We start from the raw sequence: 18243 nt of genomic DNA on the forward strand, positions 1-18243 counted from the left end.
CCGTCGGACGCCGCTGGCCAGCGGCGAGGTGCGATGAACGTCGCGCTCGGCCTCCAGTCGCTGGCGCCGCTCCAGCAATCCGGCGGCCACTCGAACATTGTCATTATCATCGCGGCGATCATCGCCGTCGGCATCGGTGCGCAGGTGATCGCCGACCGGTTCCGCGTGCCCAGCGTGCTGTTTTTGATACTCGCGGGGATCATCATGGGGCCGGAAGGGCTCGACCTCATCCACTTTGCGCCCGAAACGCTTTCGGCGATCGTTGGCATCAGCGTCGCCATTATCGTGTTCGAGGGGGCCTTTCACCTCAAGCTCGATAAGATCCGGACGGCGCCGTCGGCCGCGGTCAACCTCGTGACGATCGGCGCCCTGATCGCGTTTCTGGGTACCAGCGCCGCCGTTCACTTCCTGCTGCCTGCCGCGTGGGACATCTCGCTCCTGATCGGCGCTCTGCTGGTTGCCACCGGGCCGACCGTCATCACGCCGATCCTCGAAGTCGTTCCCGTACGTGACCGCGTTGCCGCGGCGCTCGAAGTCGAGGGGATCGTCAACGACGTCACGGCGGCGATCCTCGCGATCGTCGTGTTCAAGGGCGTCACCGCCGAGCGCCTCGAAGACGTCCAGTTCGTCTCGCTGTTTTTCGAGCGGCTGGGCGCCGGCCTGATCGTCGGCGGCGTCGTCGCGCTCGTGCTGTGGTATCTCTTCGAGCACGTCGATCTCTCCCGGGGGAGCGCTCCCCAGCACGCCCGCCTGCTGACGCTGGCCGGCGCCATCGTCGCATTCGCAGGCGCTAACACCATCGCCAAGGAAGCCGGCGTCGCCGCGGCGGCGACCGCCGGCATCCTGCTCGGCAACGCCGACGTTCCCTACGAGGAACAGATCGAGGAGTTCAAAGGCGATATGACGCTGATCGTCCTGTCGTTCGTCTTCATCGCGCTGGCCGCCCAGATCGAGTTCAGCACGCTCGCAGTCGTCGGCTGGCGCGGCCTGTTGGTCGCCGTGCTCGTCGGGGTCGTCATCCGGCCGCTGCTGGCGTGGATCTCGACCTCCGGTGAGCGCTTCACCCGGAACGAACGGCTCTTTATCGGACTCGTCGGCCCGCGCGGGATCATTCCCGCGTCGGTCGCAACGCTGTTCGCGCTCGAACTGCAGACGCTGGCGGCCGAGACCAACACCCCGGAGCTCGCCGCCGAAGCCGACCTGCTGCTCGGAACCGTCTTCCTGACCATCCTACTGACGGTCGTCTTCCAAGGCGGCCTCGCCAGACAGATCGCAGAAAAACTAGACGTACTACCAATGCGCGTACTCATCGTCGGAGGCGGTCGCGTGGGGCTTGCCCTCGCCGAACGCCTCGAAGACCGCGGAGAAAACGTCGTCATCGTCGACGACCGGAAGGATAGCATCGAAACCGCCCGCGAGCGCGGCTTCACCGTCCACCAAGGTGACGGCACCGACTCGGAGGTACTCGAACAGTCCGGCGCCGACCACGCCAAGACCGTCATCGCCGCGACCGGCAACGACGACGCCAACCTGTTGGTCGCCCAACTTGCAAGCTCGAAGTTCGATGTCGAACGCGTGCTCGCGCGCGTCAACGAGCCGAGCAACGTCGACGCATTCGAAGACCTCGGCGTCGAGACGGTCTCCTCGTCGCTGGCGACCGCGTGGGCGATCGACAACATGATCGAGCGCCCCGCGCTGTCGGACTGGATGACCAAGATCGGCCGCAGCGGCGACGTACAGGAGATCGAAGTCACCGCCGAGGATCTGACCGGCCGAACCATCGACGACCTCGACGACGAGATTCCAAACGGCGCCATCATCGCACTGGTCAGCCGTAACGGCGACAACCGCATTCCCGAACCCGACTTCACGCTGGAGTACGGCGATCACATCACCTTCATCGGGCGGACCGAAGCCGTCCACAACGCGATCGACCGCTGGCATCCCCACGACTGACCGATCCCGATTTCGTCTCGCGCTGGCGTCCGAATGCTTAGCAGGCGGGCTACCGTACTGCTCGCCATGCCGACCCACGATCTCTCGCAGCCCCTCGACGCAGCGGGGTCTGTCTACCCCGGCGACCCGGATGTGTCGGTGACTCCACACGCCACGCACGAGGCCGATGGCTACCGAGTTCACGCGCTCGAACTGGGCACGCACGGCGGTACCCACGTCGACGCGCCGAGTCACCTGCTCCCTGACGGCCGAGACCTCGACGAGTTCGACCTCTCGACGTTCGCGTTCGACGCCGTCCGCATCGACTGTACCGACTACGGTGCCCGCGAGCCGATCGGCAAAGACGCCGTCGTCGAGGCACTCAGCGATGTCGATGCCGGGACGCCGACGGACGCCGACGCCGGGACGCCGACGGACGCCGACGCCGGGACGCCGACGGACGCCGACGCAGTGGTCGTCCACACCGGCTGGAGCGCCTACTGGGGCACCGACCAGTACTTCGATCATCCGTACCTCTCGGCCGACGCCGCGGCCGCCCTCGCCGAGGCGGGACTGCACGTCGGCGTCGACACGCCGAACGTCGATCCGACGCCGTCGGCCACCGGGGCCGGGTCGGACGACGAACCGGAGGGGTTTCCGGCCCACCGCGAACTGCTCGGGAGCGATCGACTACTGGTCGAAAACCTCCACAATCTTGGCGCGCTCCCCGAGCGCTTCGAGCTGTGTGCCTATCCGCTTCCGATTCGGGACGCCGACGGCGCGCCTGTTCGGGCGGTGGCGCGTGTCGAGGAGTAGGTCCTGTGGGCTGCCAGATCGACCGAGCTACTGGTAACGCCCGCGGGATTCGATCTCCCGGAGCTGCTCGATTACGGCCTCGTCGCCGGCCGCAGCGTAGCCCGCCTCGACGGCCTCACGCATCGCCGCGGGGTCCTCGGCGGTGCCGTCGAGGCTCTGCTCGAAGACGTGCAGGTCCATCGCGTAGTCCTCGACGGCGTCGGTGTAAAAGCCGAGGCCGAAGTCGATGCAGTAGACGCGCTCGACGTCGGTGTCGACCCGGACGTTCCGGGTCGTCGGATCGCCGTGGACGATGCCGGCGCCGTGGAGCGTCGCCAGATGGCGACCGACGGCGCGGGCGCGCTCGGCGGTCAGCGCCGCCTGCAGGTCGGCGTCGCCCACGCGCTCGAAGACGATGGTGGCCTCGCGCGGGTCGACCTCTCGGACCAGCGGCGTCGGGACGCCGTGGCGTCGCGCCTCGCTGGTGAGTCGCGCTTCGAGCGTCGTGCGCTGGCGGCGCAGGCGCTCGTCGAGTTCCGGATGGCGGTAGCGCTTTTCGGCCCGGCGCTTGACGACGCGGTCGCCGTCGATCTCGACCGTGGCTTCGGCGCCCCGCAGCTCGTCGCCGTCGGCGGCGTTCGTCGGGATGCGCGCAACGCTTTCGTCTTCTCGCCACGTCACCGGCACCTGATCGGGCCGGTAGTCCGAGTCGATGCGTGAGTCCTCGATCTCGATGGTCTGGCCGGCCTCGTACATCGTCGCGCCCAGCACCGCGATCATGCCGGCGTTGTCCCGCAGGAAGCGCGGCTCGGGCGCGAAGAAGTCGGCGCCGCGTTGCTCGCACATCGCCGCGAGCATCTCTCGGAGCCGTTCGTTCTGGCCGACGCCGCCGCCGAGCACGAGTTCGTCGCTGCCGGTCAGCGAGAGGGCGCGCTCTGCGACCTCCGTCAGCATCGCAAAGACGGTCTCTTGCAGCCCGACACAGACGTCCTCGACGGGCTGGCCCCGGTCGTAGGCCTGCTTGGCAGCGCTCATGATGCCCGAAAACGAGAAGTCCATCCCCTTGACGACGTAGGGTAACTCGGCGTACTCGCCGTCTTTCGCTGCCTCCTCGACCTTCGGGCCGCCGGGGTGGGACCAGCCGACGTGGCGGGTGAACTTGTCGATCGAGTTGCCGACGCCGGTGTCCATCGTCTCGCCGAGCACGCGATATCGGCCGTCGTGGAAGCCGAGCACGTGGGCGTTGGCGCCGCTGGCGTTCAGACAGACCGGCGAGTCAAAGCCCGAGCGGTGGCGTCCGATCTCCAGATGTGCGACCATGTGGTTGACGCCGACGAGCGGTACGTCGAGCGTCTGGGCGAGCGAACGCGCAGCGGTGCCGACGATCCGCAGGCACGGACCGAGACCGGGGCCTCGGGAGAACGCCACCGCATCGACGAGTGGCTCGTCCTCGCCGGCGCGGTCGGCCGCCTCGGCGAGTGCGGCGTCGACGACCGCCGGGATCGCGTTGTGCATGTGCTCTGCGGCCTCGCTCGGGTCGATGCCGCCGCTCTCGGGCAGGTAGGCGTCGGTCTCTATAAAAACGTCGTCGGCCTCGGAATCGTACAGGCCCGCGCTAGCCGCCCAAGCGGTCCCCTCGATTCCGAGAACGCGCATTATCGGTGTGCGCTACTCCCACTCGGTGTACCCGCACTTGCCGCAGTGCAGGCGGTCACCGTGGTCCGCGAGGAACGAGTCGCCACAGCGGGGGCACTGCTCGCGGTCGGTCGTGCCGTCGTCGTCGTAGAGTTCGTGTCGGGGCATCTTAGGCCTCCTCCGCTTCCTCGGCCTCGCCCTCGGCCGTGATCTTGTTGCGCTCGAGCATGTGGTCCTGCTCGACGTCCTTGGCGTGGTCGGAGCTCTCGTAGACCTTGGCGCTGCCGATCGTCTTGCGCATCCCGAACTTCGTGTCGAGGCTGCGGACGACGACCTCGCCGGCGTCCTTGTTGAGCTTCGCGGCCAAGCTGTCTCGGACCGAGAGACGCTCGGGCGTGGCTTCGTCGTGGGTGATCTGGAACGTCACGTCGGTTCTGTGCAACATCGGGTTCTCGTCTTCGTCGATGATTTCGACGTCCATGTGTACTCAGTTGTCTCTATTTTGCTCCCGAAGCGCGTAAAAGGATTTCGAACGGAGCCCCAGCGGTTCGATCGACCGCCGTGACCGGCCGCTTTCGGCCTCTCGGTCCGCGTCACCGCCTGACGCGGCCGGGCGGGACACGATGGAACTAAATGCTGCGCCGCAAACGTTCAGATAAGAACCTTCTCTGGTGGTCACTATGTCGGACACCGAACCTCCCGAATCCACGGCAGCCTCCCTACGAACGCCGATCGTCGCCGTCCTCGGACACGTCGACCACGGCAAGACCAGCCTGCTCGACAAAGTGCGCGGCTCGGCCGTCATCGAGGGCGAAGCCGGCGCGATCACCCAGCACATCGGCGCTACCGCCGTCCCGCTGGACGTGATCTCTCAGATCGCAGGCGGTCTGGTCGATCCAGACGACTTCGACCTGCCCGGCCTGCTCTTTATCGACACGCCCGGACACCACTCGTTTACCACGCTGCGCTCGCGCGGCGGGGCGCTCGCGGACATCGCCATCCTCGTCGTCGACGTCAACGACGGCTTCCAGCCCCAGACCGAGGAGGCCATCGAGATCCTCGCTCAGTCCCAGACGCCGTTTATCGTCGCCGCGAACAAGGTCGACACGGTGCCCGGCTGGAACCCCGAGGAAAACGCGCCGATCAAGCAGTCGCTGGATCGCCAAAGCGACCGCGTGCGCGGGGATGTCGACGAGCGTCTCTACGAGATCATCGGCCAACTTTCCGATAAGGGCTTCTCGGCGGACATGTACTGGCGCGTGCAGGACTTCCAGAACAACGTCGGCGTCGTCCCGGTGTCGGCGATGACCGGTGAGGGCGTCCCCGACCTGCTGACGGTGATGATGGGCCTCTCCCAGCGCTACATGAAAGAGGAGATGGCCATCGACGTGGCCGGGCCGGGTGTCGGCACGGTCCTCGAAGTCAAAGAGGAGAAAGGCTTCGGGACAACCATCGACGTGGTGCTGTACGACGGCGTCGTCCGGGAAGACGACACGATCGTCGTCGGGAGCTCCGGCGAGCCGATCGTCACTGACGTGCGCGCGCTGTTGAAACCCCGACCGCTCGCGGAGATCCGCACCGAGAGCCGCTTCGAGAAGGTCGACCAACTCAAAGCGGCATCGGGCATCAAGATCGCCGCGCCGGAACTCGATCGCGCGATGGCGGGCGCACCCGTCCGCGTCGTCCGGGACCGCGAGATCGACGAGGTCGTCGCGGAAGTGCAAGACGAACTGGCCGACATCGCGGTCGACGCCGAAGAGCAGGGCCTCGTCGTCAAGGCCGACACGCTCGGCAGCCTCGAAGCGATGGCAAACGCCTTGGGCGAGGCCGAAATTCCCATCGTGCGCGCGGAAGTCGGCGACGTGGCGCCGCGGGACATCTCGGTCGCCGGTACCGCCGAGGACCCGATGCACGAGGCCATCCTCGCCTTCAACGTCGACGTACTCTCTGACGCCCGCCAGCAGGCCGAAGCCGACGACGTGCGGATCTTCCAGAGCGACGTTATCTACCGACTCATCGAGGAGTACGAGGAGTTCGTCGAGGAGCGCGAGCAGGCCCAACAGGAGGCCGTCTTGGAGAACATCACCCGTCCCAGCCGGTTCCAGATCCTCCCCGATCACACGTTCCGCCAGAACGACCCGGCGGTCGTCGGCGTCGAAATCCTCTCGGGCACGCTCCAGAACAACACGAACGTCGTCGCCTTCGACGGCAAGGAGCCCGAGCGCATCGGCCAGCTCAAGGGCATCCAAAAGGAGGGCGACGACGTGGACGAGGCCCGCAAGGGCGACCGCGTCAGCATCGCCATCGACGGCCCCACGGTGGGCCGCCAGATCGAGGAGGGCGACGAACTCTGGACCGAACTCCACGAGAAACACGCCAAGATCCTCGAACAGGAACTCGTCGACGACATCCCGCCGGACGAGCGCGACGCGCTCCAGATGTATCTGGACAAGCATCGGCGTCGTGACCCGTTCTGGGGGAAATAAACGACGAGTCGGACGTTGTTCTCGCGGCTGCTTTTCCACTCGGAGCGGCGCCACTCGACGGCGTCAGGACGCCGATGCTTGACGTACAATCGTAGCGCGATGCCGCCGCTCGGCGTCCAGACACCCCGACGCCATAGCTCGGCGTCAGTTATCGTCCGTGAAAATCGAATCTCCGATCCCTACCGCGCTGTCGGCGTCACGTCGTTCTGCACGGCCTGTTTGACCTGCAAGGCGGCGCTGGCGGCGAGTCCGCGGGCGACCTCGCTGCGGTCTTCGTCGTCGATCACGGACTCGGACTCGAGATCCTCGCTCTCGGGCGAGAAGCCGGCGCTGACGGGATGGCCGACCGGCGGCTGGACGGCGACGGTTGCGCGAGGGCCGCCGGCGGCCTGACTTACGTCGGCGTCGACGACGTACTCGTCGGGCAGGTACTCCCGGGTCCGGGCGGCGATCTGCGACACGTCCCGGCGGAGCGCGCGCTTTTGCTCGCCAGTGAGTTCGGGCAGGTCGGCGGCGGCGCGCTTGCCGGCCTGCGTGATGCCGGGAGACCCTGCGTACGGCGTATTTCCGTTCATGAACAGTTCTCACCCTCCGTAGGGAATCGCAGTGTAAAAAGATTCGGGCCACGACCGTTTCGGCCACGACCGTGCGACACGCTCGTCAGGCCGTCGCGTTCAGGCTCCGCGGTCGTCAGCGCTGTTCGTCGAGAATGAGTCGGGTCTTCGTGCTCACGACGTCTTCGAGTTCGCGGGCTCTAGTGATGAGTTCGTTGAGCGCCTGCGTGTCGGCGGCGTCGACGACCAGCACGACGTCTTCCTCGCCGCTGACCTGCCAGACGAAATCGACCAACTGCCACTCGGCCATCCGCTCGGAAACCGCCGTCGTGTCGACGTCGACGGCTACGCTGACTTCCAGCATCGCCTTGACGTTGCCCGTGCGCGTCGAGACGGTAAAGCGGTCGATGACGCCCTCGTCGGTCATTCGATCGACGCGGTTCCGCACCGTTCCCTCGGAGGTGCCGACCTGCTCGGCGATCTCGGTGTACGGCGTTCGGGCGTCACGCCGCAACACGTCGAGGATCTCTCGGTCGAGGTCGTCCATTGGATAGCCGTCGGTACGCGCGGGGGCTACTTACTCGTTACGAAATTCGTAACTTCGCTTCGAAAGCAAGCTTTATGCAGCGGAAGTACATACGCATATCGTAACGATGGAAGCCTACGTAGCGCTCGAGGGCGGCCACGTGGTCGAAGCACGCGGCCGTGTCTCCGGTAGCACACGCGGCGAGCTAGTTTTCACAACAGCGTATACGGGATACGAGGAGAGCCTCACCGACCCCTCCTACGAGGAGCAGGTCCTGACCTTTTCCTACCCGCTGATCGGCAACTACGGCGTCCGGGAAGAGCGCTTCGAGTCCGAGCGCGTCCACCCCAACGCCGTCGTCGCCCGCGAACTCACCGACGAGGTCGTCGAGTGGCTCGACGAGGAGGATACGCCCGCAGTTGACCACCTCGACACCCGCGACCTCGTGACCGACATCCGAGAGGGCGGCGCGATGAAGTGTGGTATCGCCGTCGGCGAGGACGTCACCGAGCAGGACGCGCTCGACGAACTCGACGCCTGTAAGGGCATGAGCGAGCACACCGAGATCGGCGAGCAGGTCAGCGTCGACGAGCACGAACACCACGAGGGCGACGGCGGCGTCGACGCCTCGGTCACGCTGATCGATTGTGGCGCGAAGGGCTCGATCGTCGACTCGCTCAACGCCCGCGGCGCTGATGTCGACGTGCTTCCCTACGACGCCACCGTCGAGGATGTCGAATCCTACGACACCGACGTGCTCTTCATCTCCAACGGCCCCGGCGACCCCGCCAACTTCGAGCCGACGATCGAGCTGGTCGACCACTACGTCGGCGAGGTTCCCCTCGCAGGCATCTGTCTCGGCCAGCAGATCGTCGCCGAGGCGCTGGGCGGCACGACCGCCAAGATGGACTTCGGTCACCGCGGCGTCAACCAGCCCGTCATGGACACCCGGACGAAGCAGGTCGTCATGACGACCCAGAACCACGGTTACACCGTCGACGAACCCGGCGAGAAGCTGAACGTCACGCAGTTCAACGTCAACGACGACACGCCCGAAGGCCTCGAAAACGACGAACTCGACATCATCACGCGCCAGTACCACCCCGAGGCCAACCCCGGCCCGAACGACTCGCTCGACTTCTTCGACGACGTGCTCGGCATGACCGATTCGAGCCAGACGGCCGTCCCGGCCGACGACTGAGCACGCGCTGGCTTCCGACCCTTTCGTCTCCGTTCTGCCCCTACATTCAACACCGGGTTCGTGGTAGGCCCACCTGCACTATGCCTGTCGGCAACCTCGGTCCCAGAGAGGTGGTAACGATCGGTCAGGACGCACCACTGCGAGAACTGACCGAAACCCTCGACTCGGCCGGCGTCGGCTCTGCGGTCGTCACCGAGGACGGCGCTCCGATCGGCATCGTCACCGACCGCGACGCCGCGCTTGCGATCCACGCGCACGACGACGTGGCGTCGGCCCCCGTCGAGGCAGTGATGACGGCAGACCCGGCGACGATCTCCGAGGACGCGGAAGTGATCGAGATCGCCCGGAGGATCGACGAGCACAACGTGCGCCGGTTCCCGGTCGTCGACGACAGCGGCGATCTGACCGGCATCGTGACGCTCGACGACCTCGTCTCGACGATCGGCGAACAACTCGACGACGTGGCCGATACGATCGAAGCGCAGTCTCCGGAGTACAGCCCCTGACCGACGGCACGACGCGGCGCCTAGATTTCACTCGGCGTCGCTCTCGACCGTTTCGCTCGCGTACTCGCGGATCGTAGCGTCGTCGACGGCGTCGAGCACGCGCTCGGCCCCGAGTTCCTCGACCAGTCGCTCGACGCCGCTGTCCGATCGCGCCTCGATCTCGGCGTCGGTCAGTCGCGTCTCGAACGCCCGGTCGATGTAGGTTTCCCGCAGCTCTTCGAGTCGGTCGTCGTCGAGACCGTGGTCGTCGCCGGCCTCGTTCTCGAACCACTCGCGCCAGCGGTCCCGATCGGCCCACTCGCCGGTGAACTCGGCGTCCTGCCGGAGCCAGTCGTACTCCGGCGCGACGCCCTCGGGATACCCCTGTGCGAGGCGGTGGTCTTCGAGCAGGCAGCGCGCGACGTGGGCGCCGTTGCCGGCGGCGACGACCGCCTGCGCGCTTCGATGTCCCGCCGGCGAGGCGACGTACAGTCCCTCGATCGGCGTCCGGCCGTCCTCGTCGGCGTAGTCGGGATCGAACTGTTCTTCGACCTCGCCGTGGTGCTCGTGCTCTTCGAACATCGTCGGCTCGTCGAGCCCCCGGAGGTACGAGCCGTCGTACCACGCCGCCGCGATCACGTACTCGGTCTCGACGCGGCGTCCTTCGTCGGTCTCGACGACGAACCGGTCACTCCCGGCGCGTTCGACGGACTCGACCAGTTCCGGGCGAAGCTCCCCGCCTACCTCCTCGACGTGGGTGTGCAACAGGCCCCGGAACGTCTCGATGTCGATGCCGCCGGGAAAGCCCGGGTAGTTTTCGAGGTACGCACACCGCGGCAGTGCCGCCTTCCCGCGGTCGAACACCACGGTATCGAGGCCGTACCGGGCGGCGAACACGCCGGCGCCACAGCCGGCCGGTCCGCCGCCGACGATCACGACCTCTCGTTTCGCGTCGATGTCGGCGTCGCCCCGGCTCATAGATTTCCGTTCACGATGTCGGCCACGCGCTCGCGGTCGAACAGTGTTTCGCCGCCGAACTCGTCGGGATAGAGATCCTGTGCGGCTCGCTCGGTCTGGAACAGGTTGATAATCGGGCCCTGATAGGTCATGCCGCCGTAGATGACGCGGTCGTTCTGGACCGCCCGCAACTCGCTCGCGGTGTCGTGATTACGCATGTGCGAGACGAAATCCTCGTGGAATTGCTCCTCGGTGACGCGGCCCTGCTGGCGAATGGCGATCACGTCCGGGTCGACTTCCAGCAGCGTCTCGTAGTCGATCGTCCCGCGGCTCGCGTGAAAGTCGGCAACCTCGCTTTCGGCCAGCGCGCGCTCGACGTTCAGGTCGTTCCAGTGCTTGGACTGGGTGCCCTCGTTGATAACGTAGGGGTAGAACGCCTCCGGTGGGACCGACTTCGGGAACAGCACCGCGACGCTCGGCGTCTCGTCGGGAAGCCGCGGCTGGATCGTCGAGAGAAACTCGTCGTGTAGCTGTGCGAACGCCTCGTAGCGCTCCTGTTCTTGGAACACTTCCGCGACCTTCTCGAAGGCTTCGTACAGCGTGTATCGCTGGTAGTCGTGCCACGGGTAGCTCCCCGAGAAGATCGTGTTGCCGAAAAACGGTCCGACGCCGGATTCGATCTCGTCCACGTCGCTCTGGGACCACTGCAGCCGGTTGATCATGAAGTTCGGATCGATCAGGTGCACGTCGGCTTCGATCTGGTAGAACACTTCCTGATCGGTGCCGTCCTGCCAGAGCTGGGTAAGCTCGCTCTTGTCGACCGAGACACCGGGGAGCTCGTCGTAGTGGTGCGAGCCGAACCGCTGTCGGATGCCGATCGCGGCGAGGCCGTCGGCCTGTCCGAGGGCGACGCCCATGTCAGCGTAATCGCCAGTGTAAGGGAACCACGTCTCCGGCACCTCTTCGAACTCGACGGTGCCGACCGGTTCGATCGTCGCCGAGTACGTGCCGTCCGTATCGCCGTCAGTCGTACCGCCGTAGGTCGTACAGCCAGCCATCCCGCCGACTGCGGCGGCCGCGGCGGTCGTCAGTACGTTTCGTCTCGTCGTAGCGGGGCACTTATCCATGCTTTTAGGTCAACCTAAAAATTTAAAACAGTTCCGATGTCCCCGTCTTGCTGGACGAAAAAGTGCCCGTACAGGATCTGTGGCGACAGCTAACGCCTGTTCTCCGAGGGCGAACAGCGCCGGACCGCAGTCTTCGGCTTAGAGGTCGCCGTCGACGATCTCGGCGACCCGCTCGGCGTCGAACAGCGACGCTTCGACGCCGTAGACCTGCTCGGCGGCGCGCTCGGTCACCACGAGGTTCGTGATCGGACCCTGATACAGCGGCCCGCCGCGGTAGACATCGCCGTTCTGGACGGCGGTCAGTTTCTGGGCGGTGTCGTCGCTCTCCATCTGGGCGACGAGCCCGTTTTGGAACTCCTCACGCGTCTGGTTCTCGTGACCGCGGAACAAGAGTACGTCCGGGTCGATCTCCAGCAGCGTTTCGTAGTCGACGCTCCCGCGGTTGTCGTGGAAGTCGCGGACGCTGGTTTCGTCGAAGGCGTCGCGCACGCCCAGATCTCGCCACTGCTTGAAGCTCGTCCCCTCGCCGATCAGGTACGGCGAGAACGACGTGGCGTCGGCTGCGCCCGCCCACATGATCGCCACGGACGGTCGCTCGCTCTCGCTGGGCACGATTTCCTCGACGTTGGACTGGAACTGCTCGTGGAGGTCGACGAAGGCGTCGTAGCGCTCTTGCTGTTGGAACAGCTCGGCGAGCTTGCCGAACGCCTCGTACAGCGACAGGTAGGGGTAGTCCTCGTGCCAGTCGTAGCCCGTCGAGAAGATGCTGTTGCCGAAGAAGGGTCCGGACTGGTTTGCAACGCGGTCGATCTTCTCCTGTGACCAGCCCTTGAACCGGTTCATCAGGAAGTTGGGGTCGATGACGTTCACGTCGGCCTTAGGGTCGTAGAACTGCTCTTCGCTGACGCCGTCCTGATACAGCGCCGTCATGTCGCTCTTGTCGACGCTCACGCCGGGGATCTCGTCGTAGTACTGCGTGTGGTACCGTGAGGGCAGCCAGACGCCTTCCGGCGGCTGCTGGCCGAGCGCGATTCCCATGTCCGCCCAGCTTCCGTTGTTCGCGTACCACGTCTCTGGCACCTCGTCGAACTCGACAGTGCCGACTGGTTCCATCGTCACGGAGTACGCGCCCTCCGTATCGTCGTTCGAGTCGCCGTAGGTCGTACAGCCGGCCACTGCCCCAGCACCGGCGACGGCGCCCATCGTCTTGAGTACGTTTCGTCGGTTCGCAGTGAACGAGTCGGTCATCGTCTTTTAGGCGATCCTAAAATAATAAAAGGGTTCTGTTATTTTGGTCGGCCTAAAAACTAGACGAAAGAAACCGGATTACCGGTGACCGTCCGGCAGCGCCCGGTGGGGGAGAACCTGTAGCTCGGGCTCGTGTTCGACGGTCGCCTCGACGCCGAAGACGTCCGCGAGCAGTTGCTCGGTCACGACGTCTTCGGGCGGCCCCCAGTCGTACAGTTCGCCGTCGCACATCGCCACGAGATAGTCGGCGAACCGGGCGGCTTGGGCGATGTCGTGGAGCACGACCGCCACGGTAACGTCCTTGCGCTCGTTGAGCTGGCGAACGGTTTCGAGCACCCGAAACTGGTGATACAGGTCCAGAAACGTCGTCGGCTCGTCGAGCAACAGCACGTCGGTGTCCTGTGCGAGCACCATCGCAATCCACGCGAGTTGCTTCTGGCCGCCGCTCAACTGCCCGAGTTCGGCGTCGCGCAGGTGTTCGACCCCCGCCAGATCGAGCGCTCGCTCGACGGCCTCGCGGTCATCCTCGGTGACGCTGTCGAAAAAGCCCCGGTGGGGATAGCGCCCGTGGTAGGTCAGATCCTCGACGGTGATGCTGTCGAGCGAGTCGTTCTCTTGGGAAAGCACGCCCAGCTCTCGGGCCAGTTCCTTCTTGTCGAACGAGTCGAGGTCTTGGCCGCGGATGCGGACTACGCCCTCGTCGGGGTCGAGCCGGTCCGACAGCGCCTTCAACAGCGTGCTCTTGCCGCTCCCGTTCGGGCCGACCAGCGCCGTCACCTCGCCCTCGGGAATGTCGAGGCGCGCGCAGTCGACGACGGTGCCGTCGCTGGTCGGATAGCTCAACTCCAGATCGTCCCCGACGAGCGCGCTGTCGACGACGGTGCCGTCGCCGTCGGTGATGCGATCGTCGGCCTCGTCGACGTTTGCGCGTCCCATCAGAGCTCACCCATGGATTGCTGTTTCCGCATCAGATACAGGAAGTAGGGGCCGCCGATCAGCCCCGTGACGACGCCGACGGGCATCTGCGTCGGCGCCAGCGCGAGGCGCGCGCCCACGTCCGCGGCGACCATCAGCGCCGGGCCGGCGAACACGCACCCGACCATCAGCTGTCGGTAGTCGCTGCCGACGACGTTGCGGACGATGTGGGGCACGACCAGCCCGAAGAAGCCGACGATGCCGGCCACCGAGATGGCGGCGCTGGCCGCGAGGATGGCGATCCCCGAGAGGAAAAACCGAACGCGCTCGACGCGCATTCCCAGCGACTGGGCGGTCTGCTCGCCCAGCAACAGCACGTTCAACTGCCGGGCGCCGGCCAGCGCGACGACGATCGCAAACGCCGTCGGCAGGAGCGCGATCCGGACCTGTTCCCAACCGGTGCCCGTGAGCGACCCCGTCGTCCACGCGATCGCGGTCTGGACGACGCCCAGATCGTTGGCGAAAAACATCAGCGCGCGCTGGAGCGACTGAAACACCATGTTGACGATCACGCCCGCGAGCACGAGCCGAACCGGGCTCGTCCCGCCTTTCCACGCGATGGCGTAGACGAGCAGGAACGCCGCCGCGCCGCCGATCGCCGCGAAGAACGGCAGGAAAGGGGCCAGCCCGCTGAACACCACGAGCGTCAGCAACACCGCGAAGCCGGCGCCCGAACTCACGCCGAGGATGAAGGGGCTGGCCAGCTCGTTGCGCGTCACCGCCTGAAAGATCGCCCCAGAGACCGCCAGCGCGGCGCCGGCGATAATCCCGACGAACACGCGGGGCAGCCGAATGTTCCAGACGACGACGCTCTCGGTGCTCATCTGGGGTAGTTCGCCGCCGAGCAAGAAGGCGTTCCACGCGTTCAGGTTGAACACGACTCGCGGATCGAACACCGCGGACCACGCCTGCAGTGCCGTCATCGTGTACGTCCCGAACGTGACCTGCACGAGCCCCGCGAGCACCGTGATCGCGGTACACGCGAAGCAAAACACCGCCAGCGTCGGTGTGAACCAGCGCTGGTGTCGGCCGGGAGTAGAGTGAGATGTAGTCGTCTGTGATTCGCCCATCTTAGTTTAGGTATCCCTAAACGGATGGATAGATGTTGCGATTCAGATTCACCTTGGACTACGACTCCGACGCTTCACCGTCACCTTCGCCGGCCGGACGCTAGACGAGGTCGTCACACCGCTCCCGCAGTCGGCGTCGCCGCGGACGCGCGCCGCCTCAGGTTTGGCCAGTGACGATATCGGCGACGCGGCCGCGGTCGAACAGCGGCCCGTCGAAGGCGTCCGGATAGATCGCGTGGACGGCACGTTCGGTCGCAAACAGGTTGGTGATCGGCCCTTGGTGGCTCGGCCCGCCCCGAAACACTCGGCCGTCTTGGACGGCAGTGATCGTCTGGCCGGCCTCGTGGGATCGCATCGTGTCGAGGACGCGCTCGACGAACTCTTCGCGGGAGTACCGCTCCGTCCCCCGGACGAGAAGCACGTCGGGATCGATGCGCTCGATCGTCCGGTAGCCGATCGTGCCGTCGTCGCCGGTCGGTAGCTCGTCGGCCCCTACGTCGGCGAGCGCGTCGCCGACGCCGAGGTCGCGCCACTGTTTCGTGCTCGTCCCGCGGTCGGCGATCCGCAACGGCGCAAACGTGTCTTTCCCCACTGGGCGCACGAGCAAGGCGTCCGGGCGGTCGCTGGCCGACGGCATCTCGGCCTGCAGTTCGGCGAGCCACTCGTCGTGCAACGCGGCGAACGCCTCGTAGCGCTCTTGCTGTTGGAACACCACCGCGACCTTCTCGAAGGCTTCGTACAGCGTGTAGTACCGGTAGCCGTGCCAGCTCTGATTTCGGCTGTCGATCGCGTTTCCGACGAACGGTCCGACCTCGGCGTCAATCTCCTGAGCGGCCGCGGCGTTGAACTCGAACGTCGACTCGTAGACGAGTCGGTTCGGGTCCATCAGATGTACGTCGGCGTCGATATCGCGGAACGATCCTTGGTCGATCTGACCCGCTTTCCCGTCGAGGGCCGCCGGGCGGTCCTCGAAGCCGACGCCGGGCAGTTCCTCGTACACGTCGGTCCGGTATCGCTGGCGGTCTCCGACGGCCGCGAGTCCGTCGGCGACGCCCAGCGCGACGCCCATGTCGGCGTATCCCGGCGAATAGGCGAGCCACTGCTCGGGAACGGCGTCGAACTCGACGGTACCGACCGGTTCCATCGACACCGCGTAGGCGGCCGAACGATCGGTTTCCGTGTCCTTGGGTGGCCGCGAGCGCTGGATCGAACTGGTCCCGCTGGCTACCGCGCCAGCGACGGAGACGACGGCACTCGCGCGCAGGAGGTCCCGCCGGCTCAGACCCTGCTCGTTCGTCACGGCGTCACCACCCCCGGTAGACCCGCCGGGACGACGGAAGCGCGACGCCGACACCTCGTCTGCTCGGCGTGCGATCGACGGTCCGATGGTGGATAGGGCACATACCGTCGTGACTCGCCGGCCAGTTTATAGGCTCTCTGGATCCATATCCGTTCGATTACACAGTATTACTCTCCGATTTGAATATTTTACTCACGTATAGTTGCCCGTACGTCACGACCGACAAAGAGCGCCGTCGGATCGAAGCCGCAAACGGGACTGGTGTATCGATGGCCGCCGGTTCGTGCCGGATCGCGGCCCTACTGTTCGCTGGTATCGCTCTGGTCGCCACCGGTCCCCGAGCCGCTCTGGTCACCGCCGGTTTCCGCGTCGCTCTCGTTTGCCCCGCCGTCTGTACTACTCTCGTTGGCGCCGGAACTCGCTTCGCTGTTCTCCGGATCGATCTCCTCGACGTCGACGTCCGCGCCGTTGACGCCGCTACCGGAGACGACGGGTCGGAGGTTGTAGCCGCCGTTGCCTTTCTTGACGACGTGGATGTCGAACACGAACTCGACGGACTCGTCGGACTGCACCTCGAACTCGTGGACGATCTGTAGCTTTCCGCTGGGCAGTTTCACGTCGACCTGCTCGCCGTCGACGATTCCCTCGATGTCGGCCGCGTGGAGTTCGACCTTGGAGTAGGTGCCGGTCTCCAGTTCGCCTTCGAATACCGACACCGCTTTGTCGCCGACGACCTGCGTCAGGTCGACGGTTTCGCCCTCCAGATCGAGCCAGAAGAACGCGCGGTCGCCGCCGCCGCTCTCGGGTGCGTTGCCCTCCGCGTCGGCGCCGTCGCCGCCGTCGTCCTCCGACCCACCGCTTTCCGTTTCGCTCCCGTTTGCCGCCTCGGCATCCGACGTGTTCGTCGCATCGTCGCTATCGTTCTCGCCCGCTTCGTCGCCACTCTCGTCGCTGCTTCCGTCTTCGGAGCCTTTGAACACGCGCGCTCTATCGAGTGTCACCTCGAGCGAGTCGAAGTCGCCGATGTCGGCGGGAAGGTCCGTCACGAGCAACTGGAACGCACCGGTCTCGTTGCCATCGTCTGCGTTCCCGGTCATGCCGGTACAACCGGCCACCAGCGTGGCGCCCGCTGCGCCGCCGGCCGCCAGCACCGCACGGCGCGGGAGGCTGTGCTCGTCGGAGCGTCCGTCGGCGTCAGATCGGTGTCGTGTCATCAGCCACGTCCAGTGGTCGATCGGTCTAATAGCTGCCAGTTCGTCAATCCGGATTACCGACAGTTCAACGCCGTTCATTCGGTTTTGGTCCCGGATTCAACGGGATTTACGTCGGTGTATCGGCCGGCTGGGGCTGAGCTGGGAAACAGCGATGTAACTGGGTCGGTTGCTCGGTGACACCCCGCGGGCGCACCCGAGCACTACCCGGACTGGCTCGTGTTCCGGAACGTGTGGCTGCCGGATCGGCCAGCGCTCAACTCGACCAAGGGTCGGTAAGTTGCAGCTCGTACCGAGCAACTTCTCCGACACGTCCCGGGGCAGACGGGTGGAGTTCGACGTCTTGATCGTGGCGGACAGAGATCGAACCTGACGGTCCCGTCCGCGCAATCAGCACGTCATCGCCGTCGTAGAGGTCCGCGCTCGCACTCACCGTGGTTTTCCCGTTCGTGTTGTTCGTGACCGTCACGTTGACCCTCACCGAGTTGGTCCCGCCAAGCTTGGCGTTCTCGATCCCGTGGTCCAGCACTTCGATATCGTCGCCGAACTCGTTTGCCGTTACTTCGCCGTCGGCACTGTCACCGCCGAGAACGCCTGTGCAACCTGCTATGCCGGCAGCAGCGAGTGTCGCCCCGGTGGCGAGAACTGTTCGACGATGCGTGGAGGTTTGCTCCGTCATGGGGTGTTTCGACCCGTCATCGCATAAAAATATGTTGCGACAGATACGACGCCACCGCG

The 18243-nt window shown here is 65.7% G+C and carries 18 protein-coding genes; 5 read left to right on the top strand and 13 right to left on the bottom strand.

The window, feature by feature from the left end; genetic code table 11:
* Positions 1 to 33 precede the first annotated feature (33 nt).
* Both CRO01_RS13255 and CRO01_RS13260 read left to right on the top strand, forming a co-directional pair.
* Positions 34 to 1956 (top strand): cation:proton antiporter domain-containing protein, encoded by a 1923-nt coding sequence (locus tag CRO01_RS13255; protein ID WP_097009617.1) that lies wholly within the window; start codon positions 34 to 36, stop codon positions 1954 to 1956.
* A gap of 66 nt (positions 1957 to 2022) precedes the next feature.
* Positions 2023 to 2751, top strand: coding sequence for a cyclase family protein (locus CRO01_RS13260; protein WP_097009618.1), 729 nt, complete (start codon positions 2023 to 2025; stop codon positions 2749 to 2751).
* Positions 2752 to 2778: 27 nt separating this feature from the next.
* On the opposite strand, the gene CRO01_RS13265 is transcribed toward CRO01_RS13260, so the two are convergent.
* The 3 genes from CRO01_RS13265 to CRO01_RS13275 are packed head-to-tail and all read right to left on the bottom strand — an operon-like array spanning position 2779 to position 4846.
* Positions 2779 to 4386, bottom strand: a complete 1608-nt coding sequence (locus tag CRO01_RS13265) for a bifunctional N(6)-L-threonylcarbamoyladenine synthase/serine/threonine protein kinase (RefSeq protein WP_097009619.1) — start codon at positions 4384 to 4386, stop codon at positions 2779 to 2781.
* A 12-nt stretch (positions 4387 to 4398) separates the two neighbouring features.
* Positions 4399 to 4533 (bottom strand): 30S ribosomal protein S27ae, encoded by a 135-nt coding sequence (locus tag CRO01_RS13270; protein ID WP_097009620.1) that lies wholly within the window; start codon positions 4531 to 4533, stop codon positions 4399 to 4401.
* Between the two features lies 1 nt (position 4534).
* Positions 4535 to 4846, bottom strand: a complete 312-nt coding sequence (locus CRO01_RS13275) for a 30S ribosomal protein S24e (RefSeq protein ID WP_097009621.1) — start codon at positions 4844 to 4846, stop codon at positions 4535 to 4537.
* 199 nt (positions 4847 to 5045) lie between these two features.
* Here CRO01_RS13275 and infB point away from each other — a divergent pair, with 199 nt between their 5' ends.
* Positions 5046 to 6851 carry a translation initiation factor IF-2 gene (gene infB / locus CRO01_RS13280; RefSeq protein WP_097009622.1) on the top strand — a complete coding sequence of 602 codons (1806 nt, stop codon included), beginning with the start codon at positions 5046 to 5048 and terminating at the stop codon, positions 6849 to 6851.
* Between the two features lie 179 nt (positions 6852 to 7030).
* Here the strand turns inward: infB and CRO01_RS13285 are convergent, their stop codons facing one another.
* Entirely contained in the window at positions 7031 to 7426 is a 396-nt protein-coding gene (locus CRO01_RS13285) for a DUF5811 family protein (protein ID WP_097009623.1), read from the bottom strand.
* A 115-nt stretch (positions 7427 to 7541) separates the two neighbouring features.
* On the bottom strand, positions 7542 to 7952 hold the full coding sequence (locus CRO01_RS13290; protein WP_097009624.1) for an Lrp/AsnC family transcriptional regulator: 411 nt from the start codon (positions 7950 to 7952) through the stop codon (positions 7542 to 7544).
* A gap of 106 nt (positions 7953 to 8058) precedes the next feature.
* Between CRO01_RS13290 and carA the strand changes: the two genes are divergently transcribed.
* Together carA and CRO01_RS13300 are read left to right on the top strand one after the other, a co-directional pair.
* Positions 8059 to 9132, top strand: a complete 1074-nt coding sequence (carA, locus tag CRO01_RS13295) for a glutamine-hydrolyzing carbamoyl-phosphate synthase small subunit (protein WP_097009625.1) — start codon at positions 8059 to 8061, stop codon at positions 9130 to 9132.
* An 80-nt stretch (positions 9133 to 9212) separates the two neighbouring features.
* Positions 9213 to 9638, top strand: coding sequence for a CBS domain-containing protein (locus CRO01_RS13300; protein WP_097009626.1), 426 nt, complete (start codon positions 9213 to 9215; stop codon positions 9636 to 9638).
* A 27-nt stretch (positions 9639 to 9665) separates the two neighbouring features.
* Here CRO01_RS13300 and CRO01_RS13305 read toward each other — a convergent pair whose 3' ends face one another.
* The 8 genes from CRO01_RS13305 to CRO01_RS13340 all read right to left on the bottom strand — a co-directional run bounded on the left by CRO01_RS13305 (position 9666) and on the right by CRO01_RS13340 (position 18184).
* Positions 9666 to 10595 (bottom strand): FAD-dependent oxidoreductase, encoded by a 930-nt coding sequence (locus CRO01_RS13305; protein ID WP_097009627.1) that lies wholly within the window; start codon positions 10593 to 10595, stop codon positions 9666 to 9668.
* Positions 10592 to 11701 carry an ABC transporter substrate-binding protein gene (locus tag CRO01_RS13310; protein WP_097009628.1) on the bottom strand — a complete coding sequence of 370 codons (1110 nt, stop codon included), beginning with the start codon at positions 11699 to 11701 and terminating at the stop codon, positions 10592 to 10594. The genes CRO01_RS13305 and CRO01_RS13310 overlap by 4 nt, the downstream gene beginning before the upstream one ends.
* Before the next feature lie 138 nt (positions 11702 to 11839).
* Entirely contained in the window at positions 11840 to 12949 is a 1110-nt protein-coding gene (locus CRO01_RS13315) for an ABC transporter substrate-binding protein (RefSeq protein ID WP_097009629.1), read from the bottom strand.
* A 78-nt stretch (positions 12950 to 13027) separates the two neighbouring features.
* Positions 13028 to 13885 carry an ABC transporter ATP-binding protein gene (locus CRO01_RS13320; protein ID WP_097009630.1) on the bottom strand — a complete coding sequence of 286 codons (858 nt, stop codon included), beginning with the start codon at positions 13883 to 13885 and terminating at the stop codon, positions 13028 to 13030.
* The gene (locus CRO01_RS13325; RefSeq protein WP_097009631.1) at positions 13885 to 14994 is read right to left on the bottom strand and encodes a FecCD family ABC transporter permease; all 1110 of its coding nucleotides are present in this window, start codon (positions 14992 to 14994) and stop codon (positions 13885 to 13887) included. Before CRO01_RS13325 ends, CRO01_RS13320 begins: the two co-directional genes overlap by 1 nt.
* Positions 14995 to 15151: 157 nt before the next feature.
* Positions 15152 to 16294: an ABC transporter substrate-binding protein gene (locus CRO01_RS13330; RefSeq protein WP_097009632.1), complete on the bottom strand. Its 1143-nt coding sequence runs from the start codon at positions 16292 to 16294 to the stop codon at positions 15152 to 15154.
* A 299-nt stretch (positions 16295 to 16593) separates the two neighbouring features.
* Positions 16594 to 17508 carry a DUF4382 domain-containing protein gene (locus tag CRO01_RS13335; RefSeq protein ID WP_179747487.1) on the bottom strand — a complete coding sequence of 305 codons (915 nt, stop codon included), beginning with the start codon at positions 17506 to 17508 and terminating at the stop codon, positions 16594 to 16596.
* Between the two features lie 253 nt (positions 17509 to 17761).
* A complete protein-coding gene (locus CRO01_RS13340) occupies positions 17762 to 18184 on the bottom strand; it encodes a hypothetical protein (protein WP_097009634.1) in 423 nt (140 codons plus the stop codon).
* Positions 18185 to 18243: the final 59 nt, after the last annotated feature.

The sequence above is a fragment of the Natronoarchaeum philippinense genome, assembly GCF_900215575.1.
GTDB classification, from domain to species: domain Archaea; phylum Halobacteriota; class Halobacteria; order Halobacteriales; family Natronoarchaeaceae; genus Natronoarchaeum; species Natronoarchaeum philippinense.